The sequence below is a fragment of the Streptomyces sp. NPDC043680 genome, from assembly GCF_056436685.1.
Genome location: NZ_JBWKCE010000003.1, coordinates 365537 through 387800 on the forward strand (window position 1 = coordinate 365537; position 22264 = coordinate 387800).

At 73.6% G+C, this 22264-nt stretch carries 20 protein-coding genes; 14 read left to right on the forward strand and 6 right to left on the reverse strand.

Annotated features, from left to right (window positions below; genetic code table 11):
• The first annotated feature begins 38 nt into the window (after nucleotides 1–38).
• A complete protein-coding gene (locus tag AC0666_RS08200; RefSeq protein WP_478707285.1) occupies nucleotides 39–1565 on the forward strand; it encodes a hypothetical protein in 1527 nt (508 codons plus the stop codon).
• Nucleotides 1566–1593: 28 nt separating this feature from the next.
• Here the strand turns inward: AC0666_RS08200 and AC0666_RS08205 are convergent, their stop codons facing one another.
• Nucleotides 1594–2487, reverse strand: a complete 894-nt coding sequence (locus AC0666_RS08205) for a pirin family protein (protein ID WP_468965851.1) — start codon at nucleotides 2485–2487, stop codon at nucleotides 1594–1596.
• Nucleotides 2488–2756: 269 nt separating this feature from the next.
• On the opposite strand from AC0666_RS08205, the gene AC0666_RS08210 reads away from it, so the two are divergent.
• From AC0666_RS08210 to AC0666_RS08235, 6 genes are all read left to right on the forward strand, one after another.
• Nucleotides 2757–3335: an NADPH-dependent FMN reductase gene (locus AC0666_RS08210; RefSeq protein WP_468965847.1), complete on the forward strand. Its 579-nt coding sequence runs from the start codon at nucleotides 2757–2759 to the stop codon at nucleotides 3333–3335.
• 168 nt (nucleotides 3336–3503) lie between these two features.
• Nucleotides 3504–4487: an NADPH:quinone reductase gene (locus AC0666_RS08215; RefSeq protein ID WP_478707286.1), complete on the forward strand. Its 984-nt coding sequence runs from the start codon at nucleotides 3504–3506 to the stop codon at nucleotides 4485–4487.
• Nucleotides 4488–4567: 80 nt separating this feature from the next.
• Nucleotides 4568–6034, forward strand: coding sequence for an MFS transporter (locus AC0666_RS08220; protein WP_478707287.1), 1467 nt, complete (start codon nucleotides 4568–4570; stop codon nucleotides 6032–6034).
• A 229-nt stretch (nucleotides 6035–6263) separates the two neighbouring features.
• Nucleotides 6264–7442, forward strand: a complete 1179-nt coding sequence (locus tag AC0666_RS08225; protein WP_478707288.1) for a ribosomal eL19 family protein — start codon at nucleotides 6264–6266, stop codon at nucleotides 7440–7442.
• 242 nt (nucleotides 7443–7684) lie between these two features.
• Nucleotides 7685–9577, forward strand: coding sequence for a C1 family peptidase (locus AC0666_RS08230; protein WP_468965839.1), 1893 nt, complete (start codon nucleotides 7685–7687; stop codon nucleotides 9575–9577).
• A gap of 18 nt (nucleotides 9578–9595) precedes the next feature.
• Nucleotides 9596–9904: a protease inhibitor I42 family protein gene (locus AC0666_RS08235; RefSeq protein WP_468965837.1), complete on the forward strand. Its 309-nt coding sequence runs from the start codon at nucleotides 9596–9598 to the stop codon at nucleotides 9902–9904.
• On the opposite strand, the gene AC0666_RS08240 is transcribed toward AC0666_RS08235, so the two are convergent.
• The gene (locus AC0666_RS08240) at nucleotides 9888–11066 is read right to left on the reverse strand and encodes a DUF418 domain-containing protein (protein ID WP_478707289.1); all 1179 of its coding nucleotides are present in this window, start codon (nucleotides 11064–11066) and stop codon (nucleotides 9888–9890) included. The two genes, AC0666_RS08235 and AC0666_RS08240, sit on opposite strands and share 17 nt — an antisense overlap.
• Nucleotides 11067–11234: 168 nt before the next feature.
• On the opposite strand from AC0666_RS08240, the gene AC0666_RS08245 reads away from it, so the two are divergent.
• Together AC0666_RS08245 and AC0666_RS08250 are read left to right on the forward strand one after the other, a co-directional pair.
• Nucleotides 11235–11915, forward strand: coding sequence for a GntR family transcriptional regulator (locus tag AC0666_RS08245; protein WP_468965833.1), 681 nt, complete (start codon nucleotides 11235–11237; stop codon nucleotides 11913–11915).
• On the forward strand, nucleotides 11905–13257 hold the full coding sequence (locus AC0666_RS08250) for an MFS transporter (protein ID WP_468965831.1): 1353 nt from the start codon (nucleotides 11905–11907) through the stop codon (nucleotides 13255–13257). Before AC0666_RS08245 ends, AC0666_RS08250 begins: the two co-directional genes overlap by 11 nt.
• An 84-nt stretch (nucleotides 13258–13341) precedes the next feature.
• On the opposite strand, the gene AC0666_RS08255 is transcribed toward AC0666_RS08250, so the two are convergent.
• Entirely contained in the window at nucleotides 13342–14172 is an 831-nt protein-coding gene (locus AC0666_RS08255) for a maleylpyruvate isomerase family mycothiol-dependent enzyme (RefSeq protein ID WP_468965828.1), read from the reverse strand.
• A gap of 158 nt (nucleotides 14173–14330) precedes the next feature.
• Between AC0666_RS08255 and AC0666_RS08260 the strand changes: the two genes are divergently transcribed.
• The 4 genes from AC0666_RS08260 to AC0666_RS08275 all read left to right on the forward strand — a co-directional run bounded on the left by AC0666_RS08260 (nucleotide 14331) and on the right by AC0666_RS08275 (nucleotide 16960).
• Nucleotides 14331–15110: a carbon-nitrogen family hydrolase gene (locus tag AC0666_RS08260; RefSeq protein WP_468965827.1), complete on the forward strand. Its 780-nt coding sequence runs from the start codon at nucleotides 14331–14333 to the stop codon at nucleotides 15108–15110.
• Between the two features lie 80 nt (nucleotides 15111–15190).
• Nucleotides 15191–15517: a hypothetical protein gene (locus AC0666_RS08265; protein ID WP_468965825.1), complete on the forward strand. Its 327-nt coding sequence runs from the start codon at nucleotides 15191–15193 to the stop codon at nucleotides 15515–15517.
• Nucleotides 15518–15597: 80 nt separating this feature from the next.
• The gene (locus AC0666_RS08270) at nucleotides 15598–16404 is read left to right on the forward strand and encodes a hypothetical protein (protein ID WP_468965823.1); all 807 of its coding nucleotides are present in this window, start codon (nucleotides 15598–15600) and stop codon (nucleotides 16402–16404) included.
• Between the two features lie 28 nt (nucleotides 16405–16432).
• Nucleotides 16433–16960, forward strand: coding sequence for a DUF4240 domain-containing protein (locus AC0666_RS08275; protein WP_468965822.1), 528 nt, complete (start codon nucleotides 16433–16435; stop codon nucleotides 16958–16960).
• On the opposite strand, the gene AC0666_RS08280 is transcribed toward AC0666_RS08275, so the two are convergent.
• A complete protein-coding gene (locus AC0666_RS08280; RefSeq protein ID WP_468965821.1) occupies nucleotides 16957–17535 on the reverse strand; it encodes a Uma2 family endonuclease in 579 nt (192 codons plus the stop codon). The genes AC0666_RS08275 and AC0666_RS08280 overlap by 4 nt on opposite strands.
• Nucleotides 17536–17661: 126 nt before the next feature.
• On the opposite strand from AC0666_RS08280, the gene AC0666_RS08285 reads away from it, so the two are divergent.
• Nucleotides 17662–19491 carry an NHL domain-containing thioredoxin family protein gene (locus AC0666_RS08285; RefSeq protein ID WP_478707290.1) on the forward strand — a complete coding sequence of 610 codons (1830 nt, stop codon included), beginning with the start codon at nucleotides 17662–17664 and terminating at the stop codon, nucleotides 19489–19491.
• 39 nt (nucleotides 19492–19530) lie between these two features.
• Here the strand turns inward: AC0666_RS08285 and AC0666_RS08290 are convergent, their stop codons facing one another.
• Nucleotides 19531–20733, reverse strand: a complete 1203-nt coding sequence (locus AC0666_RS08290) for a hypothetical protein (RefSeq protein WP_478707291.1) — start codon at nucleotides 20731–20733, stop codon at nucleotides 19531–19533.
• Between the two features lie 177 nt (nucleotides 20734–20910).
• Complete coding sequence (locus AC0666_RS08295; RefSeq protein WP_361717282.1) at nucleotides 20911–22203, reverse strand: M18 family aminopeptidase; 1293 nt, start codon at nucleotides 22201–22203, stop codon at nucleotides 20911–20913.
• Nucleotides 22204–22264: the final 61 nt, after the last annotated feature.

Sequence of the window (22264 nt, forward strand, 5' to 3'; positions counted from 1 at the left end):
CTGCCCACGGGAGTTGACGACCGAGGGGGCAGGTCCGCATGCGGCTGTACGTCTTCGTCCGCGAGGGTGACTGGACCGCGGTCCGGCACAGCACGTACAGCGGCAGGTCGGCCTGGATCCTCTCGGACATGGTGAGGCGGGGCTTCGCGCCCGACGCGGCCGGGGACGGCGAACCGGACGGGAACGGCGGGCCCGGTGAACCCCGTGACCCCGGAGGCTCCGGCGAGGACGGCGGCGACGCCGGTCTGGCCCGGTGGCGGGCCGCGGACCGGCGGATGCACCAGGGGGCCTTCGAGATCTCCGTCCCCGACGCCGGCTCCCTCACCGTCGGCGCCCTGAAGGCCCGCTGCCTGGCCGAGGCCCGCCGGCGGGGAGCGGCGGCCCCGGAGCCCGCCGCCCCGGACCCGGGGGCCGGGGGCCCCTCGTTCTTCGGCCCGGACCGCATCGTGGACGTCTGGCTGACCGACGCGGCGACCGACGACCGCCTTCCGGACGAACTGCGCCTGGCCGACACCGCGTTGGCCGACGGGGACCTGGTCGTCCTCTGCGTCGAGCACCCGCCCTTCGCGATGTACGAGATGGGGGCGGCCGCCACCGCGGAAGAGCTGCTCGGCTGGCTCCCGCTCGCGCAGACCACGGCAGCCCCCGACGGCAGGCCCCGCCTGTGGGGCGTCCTGCTCTACACCCGCGCCGACGCCGAGCTGGCCACGTACGTACGGACCCATTTCGACGACCTGAACGTGCTGTCCGGTCCCGCCACCCGCGTCTTCGCCGTGGAGCGGCGCGCGAGCCGGTCCGCGGCCAGGAAGTACTGGCGCCGCCACCTGGAGCCCGAGCTGTACCGGGTCCTGTCCGCGGTGCGCTGGCTGCGCTGGACTCCGTACGATCCGCAGGGCGCGTACGAGGTCGCCGCCACGCTCGGCATCGCACCCGAGCGCCTGCCCTGCCTGGTCTTCTTCCACACGCTCGACGGTCCCGTGCCCGAGGGGGAGAAGATCGTCTTTCCGATCGAGCAGACCTCCACGGCCTACTTCCGGTCCCTCTTCGGAGGCATCAACCGGGTCCTGTCCTGCGCGGCGGACGAGCACCACGAGAGCCCGCGCGCCGCGGACGCGGCCGCCTTCGCCGCCGTCCGCCGGGCCGAGGCCGCGATCAAGGCCGCGCTGCGCCCGGCCGTCCCCACCGCAGGCAACGTCGTCGTCATCTCAGGAGCCGGAGTGTCGGAGAACTTCTACTTCCAGGGCGAGAACACCACGTTCATCAACCGCCCGCAGGACACGGTCGTACGGGACTTCCAGAACACGTACGCGGCGGTGTCCGGCGGCGACGAACTCACCCGCCTCCTCCAGCTCGTGCTCACCAGCCGTGACGTGCCGGACGGGGACCGGGAGGAGGCGGCGGACACCATCCACGCCCTGGCCCGCCTGGCCGCATCCCCGGAACCGGACGCCCCGGCTGCCGCCACCCGCCTGGAGCGCCTGCGCACCCTGCTGGCCGCCGGAGCCGACATCGCCCAGCCGGCCCTGGCCATCCTGGCCTCGCTGACGGCGTTCTTCGCGGGCTGACGGGCCCGGCGGGAACGCCCGCGGCGGCTCAGCCCTCGTAGCGGCCGAGACGGTCCGCCGCGTAGTCGTCGAAGGCCTGGTCGATCTCCTCCAGGGTGTTCATGACGAACGGGCCGCTGCGGACCACCGGCTCGCCGATCGGCTCGCCCGTCAGGAAGAGGAGGTCCGCTCCGACCGGGCCGCCCTCGACGAGGACGCTCTCGCCGTCGTCGGCGAGGACCGCCAGCTCACCGTCGGCCAGGTCGCTCGACGCCACCGCCGCACTGCCGGACATCACGTACACCGCCGCGGTGCGGCCCTGCGGCGCGGGCAGCTGCGCGCTCGCGCCCGGGGCGAGGGAGGCGTGGACCACCGTGACCGGGACCTGGGTCTCGAAGGGGCCGGTCACGCCGAGCGCCGAGCCCGCGATGACCTTGAACCAGGAGCCTTCGAGGGTGCGGACGACGGGGATGTCCGCCGCGCCGTGGTTCTGGGTGCGCGGGCGCAGGCCCTTGAGGGAGGCCGGGAGGTTCACCCAGATCTGGAGGTTGTGCTGGAGGCCGCCGGCCGCGCGGAAGCCGTCGGTCGGCTGCGCGGAGTGCACGACGCCCGCGCCCGCGGTGAGCCACTGCACGGCGCCGGGGGGCACGACCCCGCGGTTGCCGGTGGAGTCCGCGTACTCGATGTCGCCGTCCAGGACGTACGCGATGGTCTCGAAGCCGCGGTGCGGGTGGTCGGGGGCGCCCTTGGGCTCGCCCGGGCCGAGGTCCACGGGGCCGACCTGGTCGACCATCAGGAAGGGGTCGAGCTGCGGGATCCGCGGGGTGGGGAAGGGGCGACGGACCGGGAAGCCCTCGCCCTCCAGGGTGTGGACGGGCTGGAGGACGTCGACCACCGAACGCGTCGCGGTGGCGGTGTCGATAACGGAGTCGAGGGTGGTCATGGTGCCTTCTCTCGTCGTACGCGGTCGTGGGGCCGTCGTGTTCCGGCTTCAGTGAACTATACAGTTCAGTTCATTTATACGACAGGGCCATGCCCGGATCAAGTAGCTGACACCCACCCGCCGTTCGCTAGCTGACAGATACCGCCCCGTGCGGTTGTAGCCGCCCGCCCCGCGCGCCCAGACTCCTGCTCATTCACCGACGTTCACCTCGCAGGGGCCTGCCGGGTACGGCATTCGCTGCGCATGTCACCTTTGCGGAAGGACAGTTCATGCCCGAGCTCAAGATCCTGGCCATTTCCGGCAGCCTGCGTGCGGCCTCGTACAACAGCGCCCTGGTCCGGGCCGCGCAGAAGCACGCCCCCGGTGACCTGGCCATCGAGATCTACGAGGGCCTGCGCGACATCCCGCCCTACGACACCGACCAGGACACGCAGGACGCCCCGGCCGCCGTCGTGGACCTGCGCCGCCGCATCAACGAGGCGGACGGTCTGTTCATCGCCACCCCCGAGTACAACTACGGCATCCCGGGCGTCCTGAAGAACGCCCTGGACTGGGCGAGCCGGCCCGCCCTGGACTCCTCGCTGACCGGCAAGCCGGTCGCGATCGCGGGCGCCGCACCGACGAACTTCGGCACCGTCCGCGCCCAGCTCGCGCTGCGCCAGATGTTCCTGTGGACCGACTCCAAGGTCGTCGGCAAGCCCGAGCTGCAGATCTTCCGTGCGCACGAGCGTTTCGACGAGAACGGCAACCTGACCGACGAGACCACCATCGAGCTGCTCCAGCAGCTGCTCGGCGCGCTGGGCACGAAGATCCGCGAGACCCGCGCCATCGCCAACGCCGCCGTCTGATCCGGCAGGCCGCCCCCGGCCGGCCGATCCCCCCTCTCCGAAGGGCCGCTTACACCCCCGTAGCGGCCCTTCGGGCATGTCCGGACGTACGCGGTCCCCGCGGCGCGGAGTTGACGGAACCGGCACGACCCGATCCCCGATCGCCATCCGCGTTGGCAGGATCGGATCATGCGTGCAGCTTTCATCGAAGAACTGGGCCCCGCCGAGAACATCCGCTACGGCGAGCTGCCCCCGCCCGCCCCCGGCCCGACGGACGTCCTGGTCGACGTCGAGGCGGTGTCGGTCAACCCGGTGGACACCTTCGTGCGGTCCGGGCTCTTCCGGACCCCGGTCGAGTTCCCGTTCGTGGTCGGCCGCGACCTCGTGGGCACCGTCGTGGCGGCCGGTCCCGGCGCCGCCGGCTTCACCGTCGGCGACCGCGTGTGGTGCAACAGCCTCGGCCACGGCGGCCGGCAGGGCGCCGCCGCCGAACGGGCCGTGGTCCCCGTCGACCGCCTCCACCACCTGCCCCCCGGCGTGGACGCCGCCGAGGCCGTGGCAGTCCTGCACCCCGCCGGCACCGCCTACCTCGCCCTCTTCACCCACGGCCGGGTGCGCCCCGGCGAGACCGTGCTCGTCGGGGGCGGCGCCGGCAACGTGGGCAGCGCCCTCATCGTCATGGCCGTCGAGGCGGGCGCCCGGGTCCTCGCCACCGCCGGTGCCCGGGACGCCGAGTACTGCCGCTCGCTCGGAGCCGAGGCGGTGCTCGACTACCGCGATCCCGAACTGACCGCCTGTATACGCGAGTTCAGCCCGGACGGCATCGACGTCCACATCGACACCTCCGGTACGAACGACCTGTCCGGCGCCGTCGAGGTCCTCGCCCACCGCGGCCGGATCGTCCTGCTCGCCGGAGCCCGCACCCAGCCCGCCCTGCCCGCCGGGCCGCTCTACATGAAGGACGGCGCCGTCGTCGGCTTCGTCATCTCGCACGCCACCACCGCCGAACTCGCCGAGGCGGCCGGGTCCATCAACCGGCTCCTGGCCGACGGCCGGCTGCGCGCCCGCACCATCGAGCGCGTACCGCTCTCCCAGGCCGCCCGTACGCACCAGCGCATCGAGGCGGGCGAACTGCACGGCAGCCGCGTGGTGTTGCTGCCCAAGGAGTCGTAGCGCGAAGGAGCGCCCAGCCGACCTGACGGACTGGCATGCGGCCCCGCACGGCTCGTGTCAGCTGCTGCCAGACTGCGCGCATGGACGAACTCCCCGAGGCCCCGGCCGTCGCCGCCCCGCGGAACACCCGGGTGCGGTTCGCGCTGCTCGGCGCCGTTCAACTGCTGCTCAACGCATCGGTCTCGGTGACGTTCGCCGCCGGTCCGGCCATGCAGCGGGAGCTCGGCCTCAGCCGGATCGACCTCATCCTCGACAGCGCCGCCTACGGACTGGCCTTCAGCGGGCTCCTGCTGCTCGGCGGACGGCTCACCGACCGGGTCGGGCAGCGCAGGCTCTTCACCCGGGGCACCGCCCTGTTCGCCGCGGCCTCCCTCGCGGCGGCACTGGCCCCCACCTCGCACACCGTCCTCACCGCCCGCTTCCTCCAGGGCTGCGGGGCCGCGCTCGCCGCCCCCGCCGCCATGGCGCTGCTGCGGGTCGTCTCCCCCGAAGGCAAGGCCCGCGCGACCGCGTTGGCCCGGTGGGGCCTGCTGGCCAGCCTCGGCGCCGCCGTCGGGATCGTGCTCAGCGGGGCGCTCGTCGCCTGGCTGTCCTGGCGGTGGAGCTTCGGAGTGCTCGCGGCGGTCGCCCTGGCCGTACTGGCCCTGACGCCCCGGGCGCTGCCGGCCGGCGCCCCGCCCGTACGGGTGCCCGTGGACCTCCTGGGCGCGGTGCTCGGCACCCTCGCGCTCTCCACCCTCGGCTACGGCTTCGTGATGGTGGGCCCGCACGGCTGGGCCGCGGTGCAGGTCCTCGCCCCGCTCGCGCTGGGAGCCGTCCTGCTCGCGGTCTTCGTCGCGGCCCAGCAGCGGGTGCGGGCCCCGCTGCTGCCGCTCGCCTTCCTCGCGTCCCGGCGCCGCGCGACCGCCCTGGTCTGCGCCCTGCTCGGGCCGGCGATCGGTGCGAGCACCGCCTTCCTGCTGGCCCTCTACTTCCAGCAGGTGCGCGGCTATTCGGCCCTGCAGAACGCCCTCGCCTTCGTCCCGTACAGCGCGATGCTGCTCGGCGTCGGCTTCGTCGCGGGCCGGATCGTCGCCCGCCACGGTGTCCGCGCCGTCGCCGTGGGCGGCCTGGCGGTCATCGCCGCCGGGCTGTTCCTCATCGGCGGCGTGGGGATGCGTACGGGCTCGACGCCGACCGTGCTCGCCGGCCTGGTCATCCTGTCGGCCGGGATCGGCACGCTGATGTCGGCGGCGGTCGTCGGGGCCGTCGGCGGTGTTCCGGAGGAACAGTCCGCCCTCGCGGGGGCCGTGGTGAACACGGCCATCCTGGCGGGGCCCACCATCAGCCTCGCCCTGATCACCTCGGCCGCCGACGCCCGGACGGCCACGCTGCTGGCGGCCGGGGATCCGGCCGCCGCCACGGGCGGGTACGCCTTCGCCTTCGAGGCGGCCTGCGGGGTCTTCCTGCTGGCCGTCGGCCTGGCCCTGTGGGGCCTCGCCCCCGCCCGGGGCACCGGCCGAGTCCCTGCCGATCGGCCGGCGGAGCGCTCCTCCACTCCGGCCTGACCAAGGGGGGCAGGCCGGGGTGGGGGTCACGAGGGTGCAGCACAACCGAAGGGTGAAGCGATCCGTGCAGGTCACCGCCGTCGGACCGCCGGATGCGCCGCGTGTTTGCGGGGGGTGGTGGGCGGTCTCGGGTTGCGGCGGGTGACGAGCTGTCTGTGATTTGGACTGGGGCACGTCCGGATCCGGACGCCCCGTCCCCACCCCCGCTGTCACAGACAGGAGAGATACGTTGCGTCGCTTCACCCGCTACACCCTCCCCGCTGCCCTCTGCCTCACCCTGCTGGGCGCGTCCCCCGGCCTCGCCGGAGCCGTCGGCACACCTGAGCGGCCGCCTGCCCCGGCAGCGCCGAAGGCCATCCCGGATTCGGAGACGCTCCAGACCCAGGTGCAGTCCCTCGGCGCCGTCGGCGCGCTCCTCCAGCCCGTGACCAACTTCCTCGGCGAGGTGCTGAAGTCGCCCGACGGGAAGCTGCCGGAGGCGGATCTGGCCGCGCACAGGGAGAAGATCGAGGCGGCGCTCGCCGAGGTGAGGAAGACCCTTCCGGTCGCCGCTCCGGCGACGCCGCAGACGCCGGCCAAGCCCCCGGCCGAGGCGGTGAAGCCGCCCGCGGCGGACGCGCCGAAGCTGCCGATCAGCTTCCCGGCGAAGCCCCCGGCGGACGAAGTGGACCCCCCGGCGGGCACGGCGAAGCCTCCGGCTGACGCGGCGAAGCCCCCGGCTGAGGCGGTGAAGCCTCCGGCTGAGGCGGTGAAGCCTCCGGCTGAGGCGGTGAAGCCTCCGGCTGAGGCGGTGAAGCCTCCGGCTGAGGCGGTCAAGCCTCCGGTCGAGGCGGTCAAGCCCCCCGCCGAAGCGGTCAAGCCTCCGGCTGAGGCCGTGAAGCCCCCGGCCGAAGCGGTCAAGCCTCCGGTGGAGGCCGTGAAGCCCCCGGCTGAGGCGGTCAAGCCCCCGGCTGAGGCGGTCAAGCCTCCGGTCGAGGCCGTGAAGCCCCCGGTGGAGGCCGTGAAGCCGCCCGCCGACGCCGTCAAGCCCCCCACCGAGGCCGTGAAGCCCCCGGCTGCGCCGGTCAACCCGCCCGCGGAGGCCATGAAGCCGGTCACCCTCCCGGCCGTCGCCCCCGTCCGCGCGGTCTCCCGCGTCGACCTCCTCACCACCGCGGTCAACCAGCTCAAGGCCTCGGTCGACGGCGTCCTCAAGGCGGCCGGTGCCTGCGGCTGCTCGACCGACGCCAAGGCCAAGGCCGGCGAGGTCGTGACCGGCATGGTCAACACCGTCGCGGCACTGCTGGCCCAGGGCAACCTGCCCGCGCCCAACCTGGCCGGCCTGCCCAAGCAGTCGGCGGTCGCCCCGGTCGCCCCGGCTGCCCCGGCTGCCCCGGAGCTCTCCGCTCCCGTGGTCTCGGACGAGTAGCGAGTTCGAGCAGCGAGCAGCCCGACCAGCCCCACCCGGGCTTCGTACGCAGGCCCCGGCACCCCGCTCGACGGGTGCCGGGGCCGGCGCACGCCCGGCGCCCGTGACCAGCGCCTACGAGCCACCCGTACGCTCCCCCGTGCGACCGCGCGACCTTGCGGACCCCCTTGACGCGCCCTGGCACCGGGGGGACGCTCCGCGGGTCTCGCATCCGTACAAGGTGGACCAGCTGGGGGGCCGGTATGCCGGAGCAGTCTGTCCAGACGGCGGGGGAGTTGCGCGCGCGGCTCGTGGAGCGGGGCGCGCGCTGGTCCGTCATCGAACACCTCGCCGACGACGAGGCCGTGCCCCGGCCCGCCCTCGGCCTGGAACCGGGGGCGAACCTCACCCGCGCCGAGGACGCCGGACAGGTGGACCTGCGCGCGCTGATCGGCCGGGAGAGCGGCAATCCGCACCTCACCCGACGCCGCGCCGCCCACGGCCTGCTGCCCGGGAGCGGGGGCCCGGCGGTCGCCGCGGCCCGGCCCACCGCCGTGGACTGGCGCAGCCGTTGGGGGTGGCCCTGGATCACCAGGGTCAAGGACCAGAACCCGTGCGGCTCCTGCTGGGCCTTCGGGGCCGTCGGACTGGTCGAGTCCATGGCCCGGATCGAGCACGACGTCTGGGCGGAGCGGTCCGAGGGCGATGTGCACGACGGCCTCAAGTTCACCTGCGGGCAGGGCTCCAACCCGGAGACCGCCCTCGACTGGATCAAGGCGAACGGCGGCCTCGCCGATCCGGACTGCTGGCCGTACTCCCCGCCGCCGGCCACCGTCCCCGCCGACCGCCGCGACGGCTGGCGCGCCGAGTACACGCCGAGCTGGGACCGCTCCGGGCGCACCGTGCGGATCACCGACTACGTCCGCCTCGGCGATGTGGAGCAGCAGAAGGTCTGGCTCGACACGGTCGGCCCGCTGACGGCCTGCTTCGACGTGTACGACGACTTCTTCGGCCTCGGCTCGGGTGTCTACCACCGCACCAGCGACCACCTGGCGGGCGGCCACTGCGTGCTCATCGTCGGGTACGACGACGCGGCCGGCTGCTGGCTGTTCAAGAACTCCTGGGGCACGGGCTACCACGTCGGCGGGTACGGGCGGATCGCGTACGGTGAGGTGAAGATCGACTATTGGGCCAAGTGCGGCCTGCGCGGCACCAACGTCGACCCGTGGACCAAGCGCCGCCTGCACTCCGGCAACGTCTACGAGAGCGGCAACGGCCGCGCCCACCGCAATTTCGAACTGCTCGCCACCACCACCGGCGGCCGTCTCCAGCACTGGTGGCGCGAGGGCGACGCCCCCTTCCCGTGGGCCCGCGCCGCCGCCTTCGCGAACGACGCCTCCGGCCAGCCCGCCTTCACCGGGACCACGTACAACCGGAACATGGAGTCGCTGCACGTGACCACGGGCGGCCGGCTGCGCCACTGGTACTACGAGCAGTCCGGCGGGGCCTGGCGCGACGGCGGCGCCTTCGGCCCGGGCGACGCGGCCATCGGCTCGACCCCGGCGTTCATCCAGAGCGACTACGGCAAGCCCGGCAACTTCGAGGTGGTCGTCCGCACCGCCGACGGCCGCCTGAACCACTGGTGGCGGATCAACGGCGCCCCCTGGACCTGGAACGACGGCGGCCGCTTCGCCTCGGGCATCGCCCACTACGGCCCGGCCCTCGTGCAGACCCGCGGCCGCCACCTCGACCTCGTCGCCACCCGGACGGACGGCCGCATGCAGTTGTGGTGGCGCGACGACCCGAACGGCTTCGCCTGGCGGCCCGGGGAGGTCTTCGGCAGCGCGGCCACCTCCGCGCCCTGCTTGATCGAGGGGCAGTACGGGGCGGCCGACGAGGACACCGCCGGGAACTACGAGCTGTGCGTGGCCGTGGCGGGCGGCCGCGTGGAGCACTGGTGGCGGGGCAACGCAGCGGGGTCCGCCTGGAGCCGCAGCGCCGTCTTCGGCCACGACGTGCTCGCCGTGACCGGGATGCTCCAGGGCAGCTTCGGGTTCAACCTGGAGGTCATCGTCCTGCGCACGGACCGGCAGCTCCAGCACTACTGGCGTGACGGCGCGGGGTGGCACGAGGGGCCGGTGATCGGCCCCGCCTGAGCGTGGAGGGCGGCGCCGGTGGAGGTACGCGAGGTGGCCCTCGGCGCCGGGGAGTCGTACGAGCTGCGGCTCACCGGGCGCGGGGCACGCGGATACGTCTGGACCTGGCAGGTCAGCGGTGACGCGGACGCGGTGTCGGTGAGCGAGGCCGCGCCCGCGCCGGCGGAGGCGGTTCCGGGCGCCCCCGTCGAGCGCGGCTACCTGGTCCGGGGCCGCTGCCCGGGCGGCCGGGCGCGGATCCGCTTCGCTCAGATCCGGCCGCCCTACCCGGACGAGGCACCGTACGACGAGTTCGTCCTGGAGGTGGAGGTCACCGCCGCGCCCTGAGCACCCGGTGCTGTACGGCCTCCAGCGGGCCCCGCCCGAAGCGGCGCAGCCACAGCGTGGAGCCGACGGCGAGGGCCAGGGACACCGCCGCCCACAGGCCCATCACCCACCAGGGCCCGGTCCCGCCGAGCCGGTCGGCCAGACCCAGGCCGATGCCGTAGCAGAGCAGCATGCAGATCAGGTTCTGGCCGACGTAGCAGGACAGGGCGGTGCGCCCGACGCAGCCGAGGGCGGTGGCCCCGGGCACCGCGAAGCGGTCGAGGGCGGCTCCGATCAGGCCGATGTACCCGAGGGCGATCAGCGGGGCGATGCCGTAGCGGCCCAGGACGAAGAAGTCCGGGCCGCCGAGCGCGGCGGCGGCGCCCAGCGGCAGGCCGAGGCCCAGCCCCCAGGCGGCCATCCGGCTCCGGATCCGCCGCCCCGCGGCGGTCGGGGCGAATGCGCCCGCACGGAACAGCCGGACCCCGAGGAGGAAGAGGAAGACCAGCATGCCGAAGGAGAAGACGGGCTCGATGCGCAGCGCCAGGGCGTGGTCGAGGCGGAAGCGGACCTGCTCGGCGTAGCCGCCGCGGGCGTAGAGCCGGACGGCCTCCGGACCGGGAGCCGATGACCCCCCGGCACCGGACTCGGCCAACTCCCCCAGCGTCACCAGGGAGACCAGCGCGAGGTGCGTCCCGCCCGCGACCCACATCACCCGGCGCCGCACCCTCTCGGAGGCGGCCAGCAGCCGGGCGACCAGCAGTGCGGTGACGGCGTACCCCATCAGCACGTCCCAGGCGAAGACGAGGACGAAGTGGACGGTCCCCTCCAGGAAGAGGAACGTGGCGCGCCGCCGGTACCGGCCCGGCCAGGGCTCCCCGCGGCGCGCGGCCGAGTCGTACTGGACGGCCAGGCCCACTCCGAACAGGATCGTCAGCAGGGACAGGAACTTCCCGTCGGCGAGGAAGCGGAAGACGGATTCGGCCACGGCGGCGGCGGAGGGCCGGGCGAGCGGGTCGGGCAGGTCCAGGCGCCCGTGGAGCACGCTCCACTCGGAGCCGGGCGCGGTGAAGATCCAGACGTTCGTCATGAGCGTGCCGAGGACGGCGGCGCCGCGCAGGACGTCGAGGAGGGGGATGCGCGCCGTGGTCGCGGGGGTCGTGTGCAGGGCGGTGTGGGCCATGACCTCAGCGTCCCGGCGCCCGGGGCGCGCCACGTCCTGCGGGCGGACGAAGCGGGCCTACATCCTTCGATGCAGCGGAGCGGGGACGAGGTCCGCCGTACCGTCCGGAGCCCGTCCGCATCCTGGACGGGAAGACGTGTGCACACCTCATGTATCTATGCTGTGCGCATGCCTGCCGCGACCATGACCGCCAGCGCCGCCGACCGCGTTTACCAGCACGTCAAACAGGGCGTGCTGGACCGCCGCTACGAGGGCGGCACCCTCCTCACCGAGGGCGAACTCGGCGACGCCGTCGGCGTGTCCCGGACCCCGGTGCGGGAGGCACTGCTGCGCCTGGAGACCGAGGGACTGCTGAAGCTGTACCCGAAGAAGGGCGCGCTGGTCCTGCCGGTCTCCGCGCAGGAGATCAGCGACGTCCTCGAAACCCGGCTGCTCGTCGAGGAGTTCACCGTCCGCCGGGCCGTCCCGGCGCCGCCCGGCCTGCTGGAGCGGCTCGCCGCGCTGCTGGAGGAACAGCGCCGGCACGCCGCCGACGGCGACCTCGCCGCGATGGCGGCCGCCGACCGCGATTTCCACGCCGAGATCGTGCGCAGCGCCGGCAACCAGATCCTGTGCCGCCTCTACGACCAACTCCGCGACCGGCAGCTGCGGATGGGCGTGGCCCTGCTGCACGCCCACCCCGGGGGGACGCCCGCGGACGGAGCCGGGGGGAGGGTGCAGCGGACGCTGGACGAGCACGCCGAGATCCTCGACGCGCTGCGCGCCGGGGACGCGGAGGCGGCCGCCGCGGCCGTCCGCGGGCACCTGGGCCGGGTCGAGGCGCTGGTTCGGGGCCGTCATGACCGCTGAACCGGTCCCGGCCTCCGTCTGGCGGGACCCGCCGGGAGGCCGCAAGGCCGTCGCCGTCTGGTCCATCGGCGTCGCCGTCTACTTCGTGGCGGTGATCTTCCGCACCAGTCTGGGCGTGGCCGGCCTGGAGGCGGCGGACCGCTTCCACGTGAACGCCTCCGCCCTGTCGACCTTCTCCCTGCTCCAACTGCTGGTCTACGCGGGCATGCAGGTCCCGGTGGGCCTGATGGTGGACCGGCTCGGCACCAAAAAGGTGCTGACCCTGGGCGCCGTCCTCTTCACCGCGGGCCAGCTCGGTTTCGCACTGTCCCCCTCGTACGGGATGGCGCTGGCCGCGCGCGCCCTGCTGGGCTGCGGCGACGCCATGACCTTCATCTCCGTGCTGCGCCTGGGCACCCGGTGGTTCCCCGCGCGGCGCGGCCCGCTGACGGCGCAGCTGGCCGGCCTGGTCGGGATGGCGGGCAACCTCGTCTCCACGCTCGTCCTCGCCCCCGTCCTGCACGGCGTCGGATGGGTCCCCGCCTTCGCGGGCAGCGCCACGGCGGGTCTGGTCGTCCTCGTCCCGCTGGTGCTGTTCCTGCGCGACCACCCGGAGGGGTACGAGCCGGCGCCGGCCGCCCCGGGTGCGGCGCAGGGCTTCGTACGCCGTCAGATCCGGGACGCCTGGCAGGAACCCGGCACCCGGCTCGGCCTGTGGGTGCACTTCACCACCCAGTTCCCGGCGATGGTGTTCCTGCTGCTGTGGGGGATGCCGTTCCTGGTGGAGGCGCAGGGCCTGGCCCGTACCACGGCGGCGGGGCTGCTGACCCTGGTCGTCGCCTCGAACATGGGCTTCGGCCTGGTCTACGGCCAGCTCATCGGCCGCCGCCAGTCCGCCCGGATCCCGCTGGCCCTGGGCACCGTGGGCCTCACCGCCCTGCTGTGGGCCGCGGTCCTGGCCTGCCCGGGCAGCCACGCCCCGATGTGGCTCCTGACCACGCTGTGCGTGGTCCTCGGCACCTGCGGCCCGGCGTCGATGATCGGCTTCGACTTCGCCCGGCCGGCCAACCCCGCCGAGCGCCAGGGCACCGCCTCCGGCATCACCAACATGGGCGGCTTCCTCGCCTCGATGACGACCCTGCTGGCCGTGGGCATCCTGCTGGACGCCACCGGCGGCAACTACCGGATCGCCTTCTCCTCGGTGTTCGGGGTGGAGGCTCTGGGGATCGTCCGGATCCTCCGCCTGCGCGGCCGGGCCCTCGCCCGGGAGCGCGACCGGCAGGCCGCCGTCCTCGGCCCGGCGCCGGACCCTGCGCTCCCCGAGGCGTCGCGGACCGACCTGTCGCGGCCGGCCCCCGCGTAGAGCCCGCTCGTATGACCGGGCCGGGAGGGACAGACCCGTCCTTCTCCGCCCGGCCGCCGCGGGGTCCGCCGGGGGCCGGCGCCGTTACGGGGTGACCGCGAAGTTCGCCAGGATCGCGTCGGCCAGTTCCGCGTCGCCCTCGATCTTGACCCGGTCGGCCACCGTCTGGTGCCTGACCCGGCCCGCCGCCAGGCGGACGTACGTCTCCCAGTCCGTGGCCAGCGTCACCGCCGGACCGAGCGAGGGCGACTTGTCGATCGTGCCGCGGCCTTCCGCGTCCACCCGTACCGTCCGCATGAACTCCAGCGGTCCGTGCACGTCCAGGACCACCGCCGAGTTCGCCGGGGCCCCGGCCTGCTTCGCGACCACCTTCGGCAGCCCGGCGAGCAGGAGGTCCCGCGCCACGAACGCGCCCGGCGAGTCCCAGTTGCCCGGCAGGCCCAGCGCCGTCCGCAGGTCCTGTTCGTGGATCCACACGTCGAACGCCCGCAGCCGCAGGGCGAGCTCCAGCGTCACCTGGTCGCCCAGCGGCCCCCGCACCATCGTGGCCGGATCCCGCTTCTCGTTCCGCAGCTGCCGCGAGCGGCGGATGATCGTGTACTCCAGCTCCGAGGTCATCTCGGGCGCCGTGTGGTGGCGCCGGACGTCGACCTGCACCTCCATGTACCGGCTGAACTCGTCGACCACGTGCCGCAGGTCCCGCGCCACGGTGTGGATCGGCCGGGGATCGCCGAGCATTTCGCACTCGATGCCGATGATGTGTGACACCACGTCACGTACGGACCAGCCCGGGCACGGGGTCGCCCGGTTCCACTCGCCTTCCGTCAGGGGGAGGACCAGCTCGGATATCGCCTCGATGGAATGTGTCCACGCGTCGGCATAGGGCTGGAGGCTGGGATGCGGCTGGACGGTCAACGGGACCCCTCGCGGTGCTGTTCAGTGGCGCGTGGCGCGTTTTTTCGGAAGCGTGTGGACTGGTTCCAAAACTACGCTGCCGGTGAGCACCCCGGCAGTGCTTTCGTGTGACGATCGTAGGCCCGAGTCGAGGGCTTGAACGCCAGGACGGTGGTAGTGTGCGCGCCTCTCTGATCCAAATCGCGGTCCACGACGGCGAGTCGGTGGCCGCCCGGCGGTCCCGGGCGGCCGATCTCGTCCGGGACCAGGCCGGTTCGGACCTCGTCGTCCTGCCCGAACTCTGGACGGTGGGCGCCTTCGCCTACGAACTCTTCGAGACCGAGGCCGAACCGCTCGACGGTCCCACCTACGAGACCATGTCCAAGGCCGCCCGCGACGCCGGGGTCTGGCTGCACGCCGGCTCGGTCGTGGAGCGCGCGGGCGACGGATCCCTCTACAACACCACCCTCGTCCTCTCCCCCGCGGGCGAGCTGGCCGCCACCTACCGCAAGATCCACCGCTTCGGCTTCGACCAGGGCGAGGCCGTGCTGATGTCCGCCGGGGACACCCTGACCACCGTCGCCCTGCCGGAGCAGACCCTCGGCGTCGCCACCTGCTACGACCTGCGCTTCCCCGAGCTGTTCCGCGGCCTCGTCGACGCCGGGGCCACCACGATGGTCGTGGCGGCCGGCTGGCCGGCCCGCCGCAGGTCCCACTGGACCCTGCTGAACCGGGCGCGCGCCGTCGAGGACCAGGCGTACGTCCTCGCGTGCGGACTGGCCGGCACGCACGCCGGCGTCGAACAGGCCGGCCACAGCCTGGTCGTCGACCCGTGGGGCGAGGTGCTGGCCGAGGCCGGACCCGGCGAGGACGTCCTCACCGTGGACCTCGACCCGGCGAAGGTCGCCCAGACCCGTGAGCAGTTCCCGGCGCTGAAGGACCGCCGGCTCGGGCGCTGAGCCTACGGTTTCGAAGCCGCCGCAGCGGGTACACCGCGGCGGGAACGGGAACGGGAAGCCGAGCAAGGGGGGACGGGGTCGTGTCCGAGCAGACCGAGGAAGCCGAGGCCGGGATCGAGGCGGCCCTGGAGCCGCACGAGCCCGCCCCCGGTGAGATCGCGGCCCGGGACCGGGTCCGGGCCGAGGCCACCGGCATGACGCACCACCAGGCGGCGGCCGCGCTGGAGACGGCCCTGGAGGCCGTCGGCGACTGGTCGCAGGCCGATGCGTCCGTCCGCGCCGCCATCGCCGAATGGCAGCGCGTCACCGACCTGACCCTCGACCACGGCGGCCCCTACACCCCGGACACCGACGCCTATGTCCAGGGCCAGCTCGCCGCGCGCAGCCGGCACCGCGGCCCCCGCTGACCGGCGCCGGGACCGCTCCCCCCGCGCCGGCCGGAGCCGCCGCCCGGAGCCGTCGGCCGGGCCCGCGATAGGTTGCGGCCATGCCCCTCCTCTACGTGACCGACCTGGCGTACCCGGCGCGCGGCCGCCGCTACGGCGACGAGGACGTCCTCCTCACCGCCCGGCTGCGCGAGTCCTTCGACCTGGCCCTGTGCCATCCGCGGGACGCCGAGGCCCTCATACCCCTGGGCTTCGACGCGGTCGTCATCCGCAACAGCGGACCGGTCCTGCACTACCAGGAGGCGTACGACTCCTTCCGCGCGGCGGCGCTCGCCGCCGGGACCCGGGTCTACAACCCCCTCGGCGGCCGCGGCGACATGGCGGGCAAGCAGTACCTCCTGGACCTCACCGAGGCCGGCTACCCGGTGATCCCCACCATCGACGACCCGGCGCTGCTCCCGCTCCTGCCCGACGTCCCCTCGTACGCGGTCAAACCCAAGCAGGGCGCGGACTCCATCGGCCTCACCTTCACCCCGCACCCGACCGGCCCGGCGGGGGAGAACCTGATCCAGCCGCGGATCGACTTCGCGTACGAGGTGTCCTTCTACTTCGTCGACCACGCCTTCCAGTACGCCCTGTACGCCCCGGACCCCGCCCGCCGCTGGGAGCTGCGCCCGTACGAGGCGACGCCGGCGGACCTGGACTTCGCGCGGACCTTCATCGAGTGGAACACCCTCGACCACGGCATCCAGCGCGTGGACGCCTGCCGGGCGCCGTCGGGGGAGCTCCTCCTGGTCGAGCTGGAGGACCTCAACCCGTACCTCTCCCTGGACCTGCTCCCCCCGCAGATCCGGGACGCCTTCGTCACCGCACTCACCGCATCCCTGCACTCCTTCCTCACCGTCTGATGTCAGAGGGGGATGCCAGGCTTCCCCCATGGACACGCAGACGTTCTGGAAGCTGATCGAGACCGCCCGCGCGGAGGCCGGACCGGACCATGTGGCCCCGCGCGCCGCCCAGTTGCTGGCGCGCTGCCCGGCGGCCGAGATAGCCGCCGCCCAGCAGGTGCTGTGGGACCTTCTGGCGCAGTCCTACCGCAGCCCCCTCTGGGCAGCGGCTTATGTGATCAACGGCGGCTGTTCGGACGACGGCTTCGACTACTTCCGCGGCTGGCTCCTGACGCAGGGCGAGGCGGTCTTCGCCCGCGCCCTGGCCGACCCGGACTCCCTCGCGGACCACCCGGCGGTCCGCGAGGCCGCGGCGGAGGGCCTGGAACTGTGGGACGAGGCCGCCCTGTCCATCGCCTGGACGGCCTACGAGTCCGCGACGGGCCACGCCCTCCCGGCGGACTCCTTCACGATCAGCTACCCGCCCCTGGACCCGGCCTGGGACTTCGACTTCGACGACACCGCCGAAACCGGAGCCCGTCTCCCCCGCCTGAGCGCCCTCTTCGCGGCTTCCTAGAGCCCGCTGGTGTCGAGGTCGATCCCGAACGGCTCCGGCAGCCGGACCGGCTCGCCGAACGGGTGCGGCCCGTCGACCGTCGTGTACCCGAGCCGCCCGGGCCCGGAGAACAGGGTGACGGTCTTGTCCAGCCGGTCCACCAGGAGATAGAGCGGGGCACCGTACTCCGCGTACCGCTTGCGCTTGACGACGCGGTCGGTCTCGGCATTCGACTCCGAGGTCACCTCGACGATCAGGAGGGTCTGGTCGGGCACCAGCGCCGTGGCGCCGTCGACGAGCTCCTCCGGTACCACCGCGAGGTCCGGCACGTACCAGTTCGGCGACCGGGGCAGGTCGAGGTTTCCCGAGCCGGTGATACAGCCCAGCTCCCGGACACGGGACAGGATCTGGTACCGGATCCGCTCGGCAGCCCTCTCGTGATCCCAGGTCGGCGTCATGACCTCGCCGCTTCCCCCCTGGATGACCCCCTCGACGATCTCCACCCGGGCACCCTGCATGTGCTGAATGGCGTACTTGAGAGCCAATTCGGGATCCACGCCCTGGGTGTAGTCGCCGGGCTCGGCGGCGGTGGCCATCAGGCAGCTCCTTCCGTCACGGTTCTACGCTCGCACGCCGCCCGCCCCGGAGTCTCCCAGCGGCGGGGTCGATCACCCGTCCGGGTGGAGCCGCCGGCCGGGAGGGCGGGATGGCAAGCTTGAAACATGAACGATGCTGCCCCGGCGCCCACCCCTGCGCCCCGACGTGCCCGTCTCCGCGCCCCCGAGCTGATCGGCAAGGGCGGCTGGCTGAACACCGGCGGGAAGAGCCTGACCCTCGCCGACCTGCGGGGACGCGTGGTCATCCTCGACTTCTGGACCTTCTGCTGCGTGAACTGCCTGCACGTCCTCGACGAGCTGCGCGAACTGGAGGAAAAGCACCGCGACACCGTGGTGATCATCGGCGTGCACTCGCCGAAGTTCGTGCACGAGGCCGAGCACGCCGCCGTCGTCGACGCCGTCGAGCGGTACGAGGTGCACCACCCCGTCCTGGACGACCCCGAGCTGGCCACCTGGAAGCAGTACGCCGTACGCGCCTGGCCGACCCTGGTGGTGATCGACCCCGAGGGCTACATCGTCGCGCAGCACGCCGGTGAGGGGCACGCGCACGCCATCGCGCGCCTGGTCGAGGAGCTGGAGGCCGAGCACGAGGCCAAGGGCACCCTGCGGCGCGGCGACGGGCCCTACGTGGCGCCCGAGCCGGTCGCCGGCGACCTGCGGTTCCCCGGGAAGGCGCTCGTGCTGCCGTCCGGGAACCTGCTCGTCTCGGACACCACGCGGCACCAGCTGGTGGAGCTCGCCGCGGACGGCGAGAACGTCGTGCGCCGCATCGGCAGCGGCGAGCGCGGCTTCGGGCCCGAGGCCTTCAGCGAGCCGCAGGGGCTCGCGCTGCTGCCCGACGGGCGGGTCGTCGTCGCCGACACCGTCAACCACGCGCTGCGGACCTTCGACCCCGCCACCGGCGCCGTCGAGACCGTCGCCGGGACCGGCCGGCAGTGGTGGCAGGGCTCGCCGACCGCCGGGCCGGCCCTGGAGGTGGACCTGTCCTCGCCGTGGGACGTGGCCTGGTGGCAGGGCAAGGTGTGGATCGCCATGGCCGGCGTGCACCAGCTGTGGACCTGGGACCCGGCGGCGGGCACCGTCGCCGTCTCCGCCGGGACCACCAGCGAGGGGCTGCACGACGGGCCCGCCGCGGAGGCCTGGCTGGCGCAGCCGTCCGGGCTGGCCGCGGCCGGGGACCGGCTGTGGTTCGCCGACTCCGAGAACAGCGCCCTGCGGTACGTGGAACCCGAGGGCGAGGGGTACGCCGTACGGACCGCCGTGGGGACCGGCCTCTTCGACTTCGGACACCGGGACGGCGACGCCGGGCAGGCCCTGCTCCAGCACCCGCTCGGGGTGACGGCGCTGCCCGACGGCTCGGTCGCGGTGTGCGACACGTACAACCACGCCCTGCGCCGCTACGACCCGGCGACCGGCCAGGTCTCCACGCTCGCCACCGACCTGCGCGAGCCCAGCGACGCCGTCCTGGTCGGCGAGGACATCGTCGTGGTCGAGTCGGCCCGCCACCGGCTGACCCGGCTGCGGCTGCCCGAGGAGGCCGTACGGGTGGACGCGGTCGCCCACCGCACGCAGCGCGCCGCCACCGAGGTCGCCCCGGGCACGCTCAGCCTCGACGTGGTCTTCCAGGCGCCGAGCGGCCAGAAGCTCGACACCCGCTACGGGCCGTCGACGCGCCTGCTGGTCTCCTCGACCCCGCCGGAGCTGCTGGCGGCGGGGGAGGGGGCCGGGACGGACCTGTTCCGGGAGCTGGTGCTGAACCCGGACGTCACCGAGGGCGTCCTGCACGTATCCGCGATGGCGGCCTCCTGCGACGACGACCCGGAGAACGAGTACCCGGCCTGCCACGTGCACCAGCAGGACTGGGGAGTCCCGGTGACCGTCACCGCGACCGGCGCCACCAGGCTCCCGCTCGTCCTCGCCGGGCTCGACGCCTGACCGCGTCGACCGCCTGACCGGGCGCCCGGGGCCGGCCGCCTAGCCGCGGTCGTCCCGGGCCTCGTGGTCCGCACGGCCCTCGTGGTCCGCACGGCCCTCGTGCTCCCCGCGGCCCGGCCCGTCATCGCCGTCCTCGCCGTCCTTCTCGGCGTCCGCGACGCGGGCGATCAGCAGGTTCGGGTCGGGCCGTTCGGCCGTGTAGGAGGCGCTGGGCACGTACACCTTGTGGTGGCGCACCGCGACCGACGTGGGGTTGGACAGCCCGTCCTGCGCCGTCAGCAGGACGGTGTGGGTGCCGTCGCGGCGTACGAGGGCGAGCTCGTTGCCGGCGTTCAGGGCGGCGAGGACGGTCTCGCCGCGCCCGGCGAAGGCGAAGTCGTCGATCCCGGCGAGTCCGTCGGCGCGGGTGGTGATCGCCCCGGCCGAGCCGTCCGCCTCGACCGGGATGCGCAGCAGCGTGCCCCGGTCCGAGTTGGACACCCACACCGCCTGGTGGCGGACCTTGATCCCGTTGGCGCCGATGAAGGTGGTGGGTTCGAGGGCGGTGCCGGTGGCCCAGGCCGTCACGGAGGCGTCGCCCAGGGAGATCCGCCGTACCGTGCCGAGGACCGAGTCGGCGGCGTACAGCACGCCGTGCCTCTCGTCGAGCGCGAGGCCGTTGGCGAAGCCGTCCGGCGGAAGGTCGGCGAACTTGGCGACCGTGCCGTCCGCCGTGATCCGGTAGATGCCCGTCTCGGCCGTGCCGGTGTTGTAGGCGACGTAGAGGGTCCCGTCGTGGGTGCGGACGATGCCGCTGACGACGGCGGCGCCGACGAGGGGCGTCTGCGGGTCCGCCACGGCGGGTAGCTCGGCGATGATCCGGGTGTCCCCGTGGGGATCGACCCGGGCGACCTGGCGCGCGAAGGAGAAGGTCAGGTTCGCGGAGCCGTCGGGTTCGAGGGCGATGTTCTCGGGCGTCTGCCCGGCGGCGAAGTCGAAGTGCGCGACGATGCGCGGGTCCTTCAGCGTGATCGACTCCGAGGGGCCCTGCCCCGACGGGCCCTGCGCAGCGGCAGCGGCAGCGGGGGCCGGCGCAGGCGCCGGCTCGGCGGTGGCCGAGGCCGGCGCCGGAGCCGAGGAGAGCAGGGCGAGGAGGAAGGCCACCACGCCCGAGGCAGCGATGCGCGGCATGCGGAGCCGGGCGGGAAGCCGGAGCTTGCGGACCTCTCGGTCCGCGCCGGCGGTGGGGGGCGTACGGAGCACGGGACTCTCCTTCTCGACCGGGCGCTGGTTGCCATGGGTGACGAGAGTTCAGCAGATCATGACGGAGCGTCACGATGCGTTCATCACACCGCAGTACCGGTCGGAGATCGCCCGCCCGGCCGAAGCCCGCCGGGTCTCCCCGGCGGGCTCCGGCCGTCAGCCGCGAGCCGTGGGCCCTCAGCCCTCCAGGAAGGCCGCCAGCGCGTTCGCCAGCAGGTACGGGTCGTCCGCACCGCACAGCTCGCGGGCGCTGTGCATCGACAGGATCGCGACCCCGATGTCGACCGTCTGGATGCCGTGGCGGGCGGCCGTGATCGGGCCGATCGTGGTCCCGCACGGCATCGAGTTGTTGGAGACGAACGTCTGCCACGGCACGCCGGCCCGCTCGCAGGCCGCCGCGAACACCGCGCGCCCGCTGCCGTCCGTCGCGTACCGCTGATTGACGTTGACCTTCAGGATCGGGCCGCCGTTGGCACGCGGGTGGTGCGAGGGGTCGTGCCGCTCCGCGTAGTTGGGGTGGACGGCGTGGCCCGTGTCCGAGGACAGGCAGATGGTGCCCGCGAAGGCCCGCGCGCGGTCCTCGAACGAGCCCCCGCGGGCGAAGACTGAACGTTCCAGCACGTTGCCCAGCAGCGGTCCGTCCGCCCCCGTGTCCGACTGCGAGCCGTTCTCCTCGTGGTCGAAGGCGGCCAGGACGGGGATGTGGTCCAGCTGCTCGGCGGTCGAGACGGCGACCAGCGCCGCGACGCCCGCGTGCACCGAGATCAGGTTGTCCATCCGCGGCCCGGCGACGAGCTCCTGGTCGCGGCCCAGGTAGGCGGGCGGCTCGATCGAGTGGACCATCAGGTCCCAGCCGGCCACCGAGCCCTGCTCCAGGCCCTCTTCCTCCTCCAGGAAGGCGATGAGGTCGCCCTCCTGCACCTCGCCCAGGCCCCAGATCGGCTGCATGTGCCGCTGCTTGTCGAGCTTGAGCCCGTCGCTGTTGACCGACCGGTCCAGGTGCACGGCCAGCTGCGGGACGCGCAGCAGCGCGCGGTCCACGTTGACCAGCCGCTCGGAGCCGTCGCGCAGGGTGAGCCGCCCCGCCAGGCCCAGGTCCCGGTCCAGCCAGGTGTTGAGCAGGGTTCCGCCGTAGATCTCGACCGCGATCTGCCGCCAGCCCTGGGAGCCCGTGTCGGGCATCGGCTTGACGCGCAGGTTGGGGGAGTCGGTGTGCGCGCCGATGATCCGGAACGGGGTGTGCGCGACCGCGCCTTCCGGGACGAACCAGGCGACGAGTGCGCCGCCGCGGAGCACGAACCGGCCCCCGCTGCCCGCGTCCCAGGCGTCCGTTTCCGCCAACTGCCTGAACCCGGCCTTCTCCAGCCGCTCGGCCGCCTCGGCCACGGCGTGGTACGGCGACGGACTGGCCGTCAAAAAGGTCATCAGGTCGTCGGTGTGGCCGCGGTCGAAGCGGGCGGGAGAGCTCATGTGGTTCACCTTAACGACGGTCGTGTTCGCCATGGCCGGACTGCGGCGGATAGCCGATACG

Bases quoted from the DNA above. Each gene is read 5' to 3' on its own strand.
- AC0666_RS08220 (WP_478707287.1), top strand. From the start codon at position 4,568: ATGGACGAACTCCCCGAGGCCCCGGCCGTCGCCGCCCCGCGGAACACC.
- AC0666_RS08245 (WP_468965833.1), top strand. From the start codon at position 11,235: ATGCCTGCCGCGACCATGACCGCCAGCGCCGCCGACCGCGTTTACCAG.
- AC0666_RS08270 (WP_468965823.1), top strand. From the start codon at position 15,598: ATGCCCCTCCTCTACGTGACCGACCTGGCGTACCCGGCGCGCGGCCGC.
- AC0666_RS08205 (WP_468965851.1), bottom strand. From the start codon at position 2,487: ATGACCACCCTCGACTCCGTTATCGACACCGCCACCGCGACGCGTTCG.
- AC0666_RS08215 (WP_478707286.1), top strand. From the start codon at position 3,504: ATGCGTGCAGCTTTCATCGAAGAACTGGGCCCCGCCGAGAACATCCGC.
- AC0666_RS08210 (WP_468965847.1), top strand. From the start codon at position 2,757: ATGCCCGAGCTCAAGATCCTGGCCATTTCCGGCAGCCTGCGTGCGGCC.
- AC0666_RS08200 (WP_478707285.1), top strand. From the start codon at position 39: ATGCGGCTGTACGTCTTCGTCCGCGAGGGTGACTGGACCGCGGTCCGG.
- AC0666_RS08240 (WP_478707289.1), bottom strand. From the start codon at position 11,066: ATGGCCCACACCGCCCTGCACACGACCCCCGCGACCACGGCGCGCATC.
- AC0666_RS08295 (WP_361717282.1), bottom strand. From the start codon at position 22,203: ATGAGCTCTCCCGCCCGCTTCGACCGCGGCCACACCGACGACCTGATG.
- AC0666_RS08275 (WP_468965822.1), top strand. From the start codon at position 16,433: ATGGACACGCAGACGTTCTGGAAGCTGATCGAGACCGCCCGCGCGGAG.
- AC0666_RS08285 (WP_478707290.1), top strand. From the start codon at position 17,662: ATGAACGATGCTGCCCCGGCGCCCACCCCTGCGCCCCGACGTGCCCGT.
- AC0666_RS08280 (WP_468965821.1), bottom strand. From the start codon at position 17,535: ATGGCCACCGCCGCCGAGCCCGGCGACTACACCCAGGGCGTGGATCCC.
- AC0666_RS08230 (WP_468965839.1), top strand. From the start codon at position 7,685: ATGCCGGAGCAGTCTGTCCAGACGGCGGGGGAGTTGCGCGCGCGGCTC.
- AC0666_RS08250 (WP_468965831.1), top strand. From the start codon at position 11,905: ATGACCGCTGAACCGGTCCCGGCCTCCGTCTGGCGGGACCCGCCGGGA.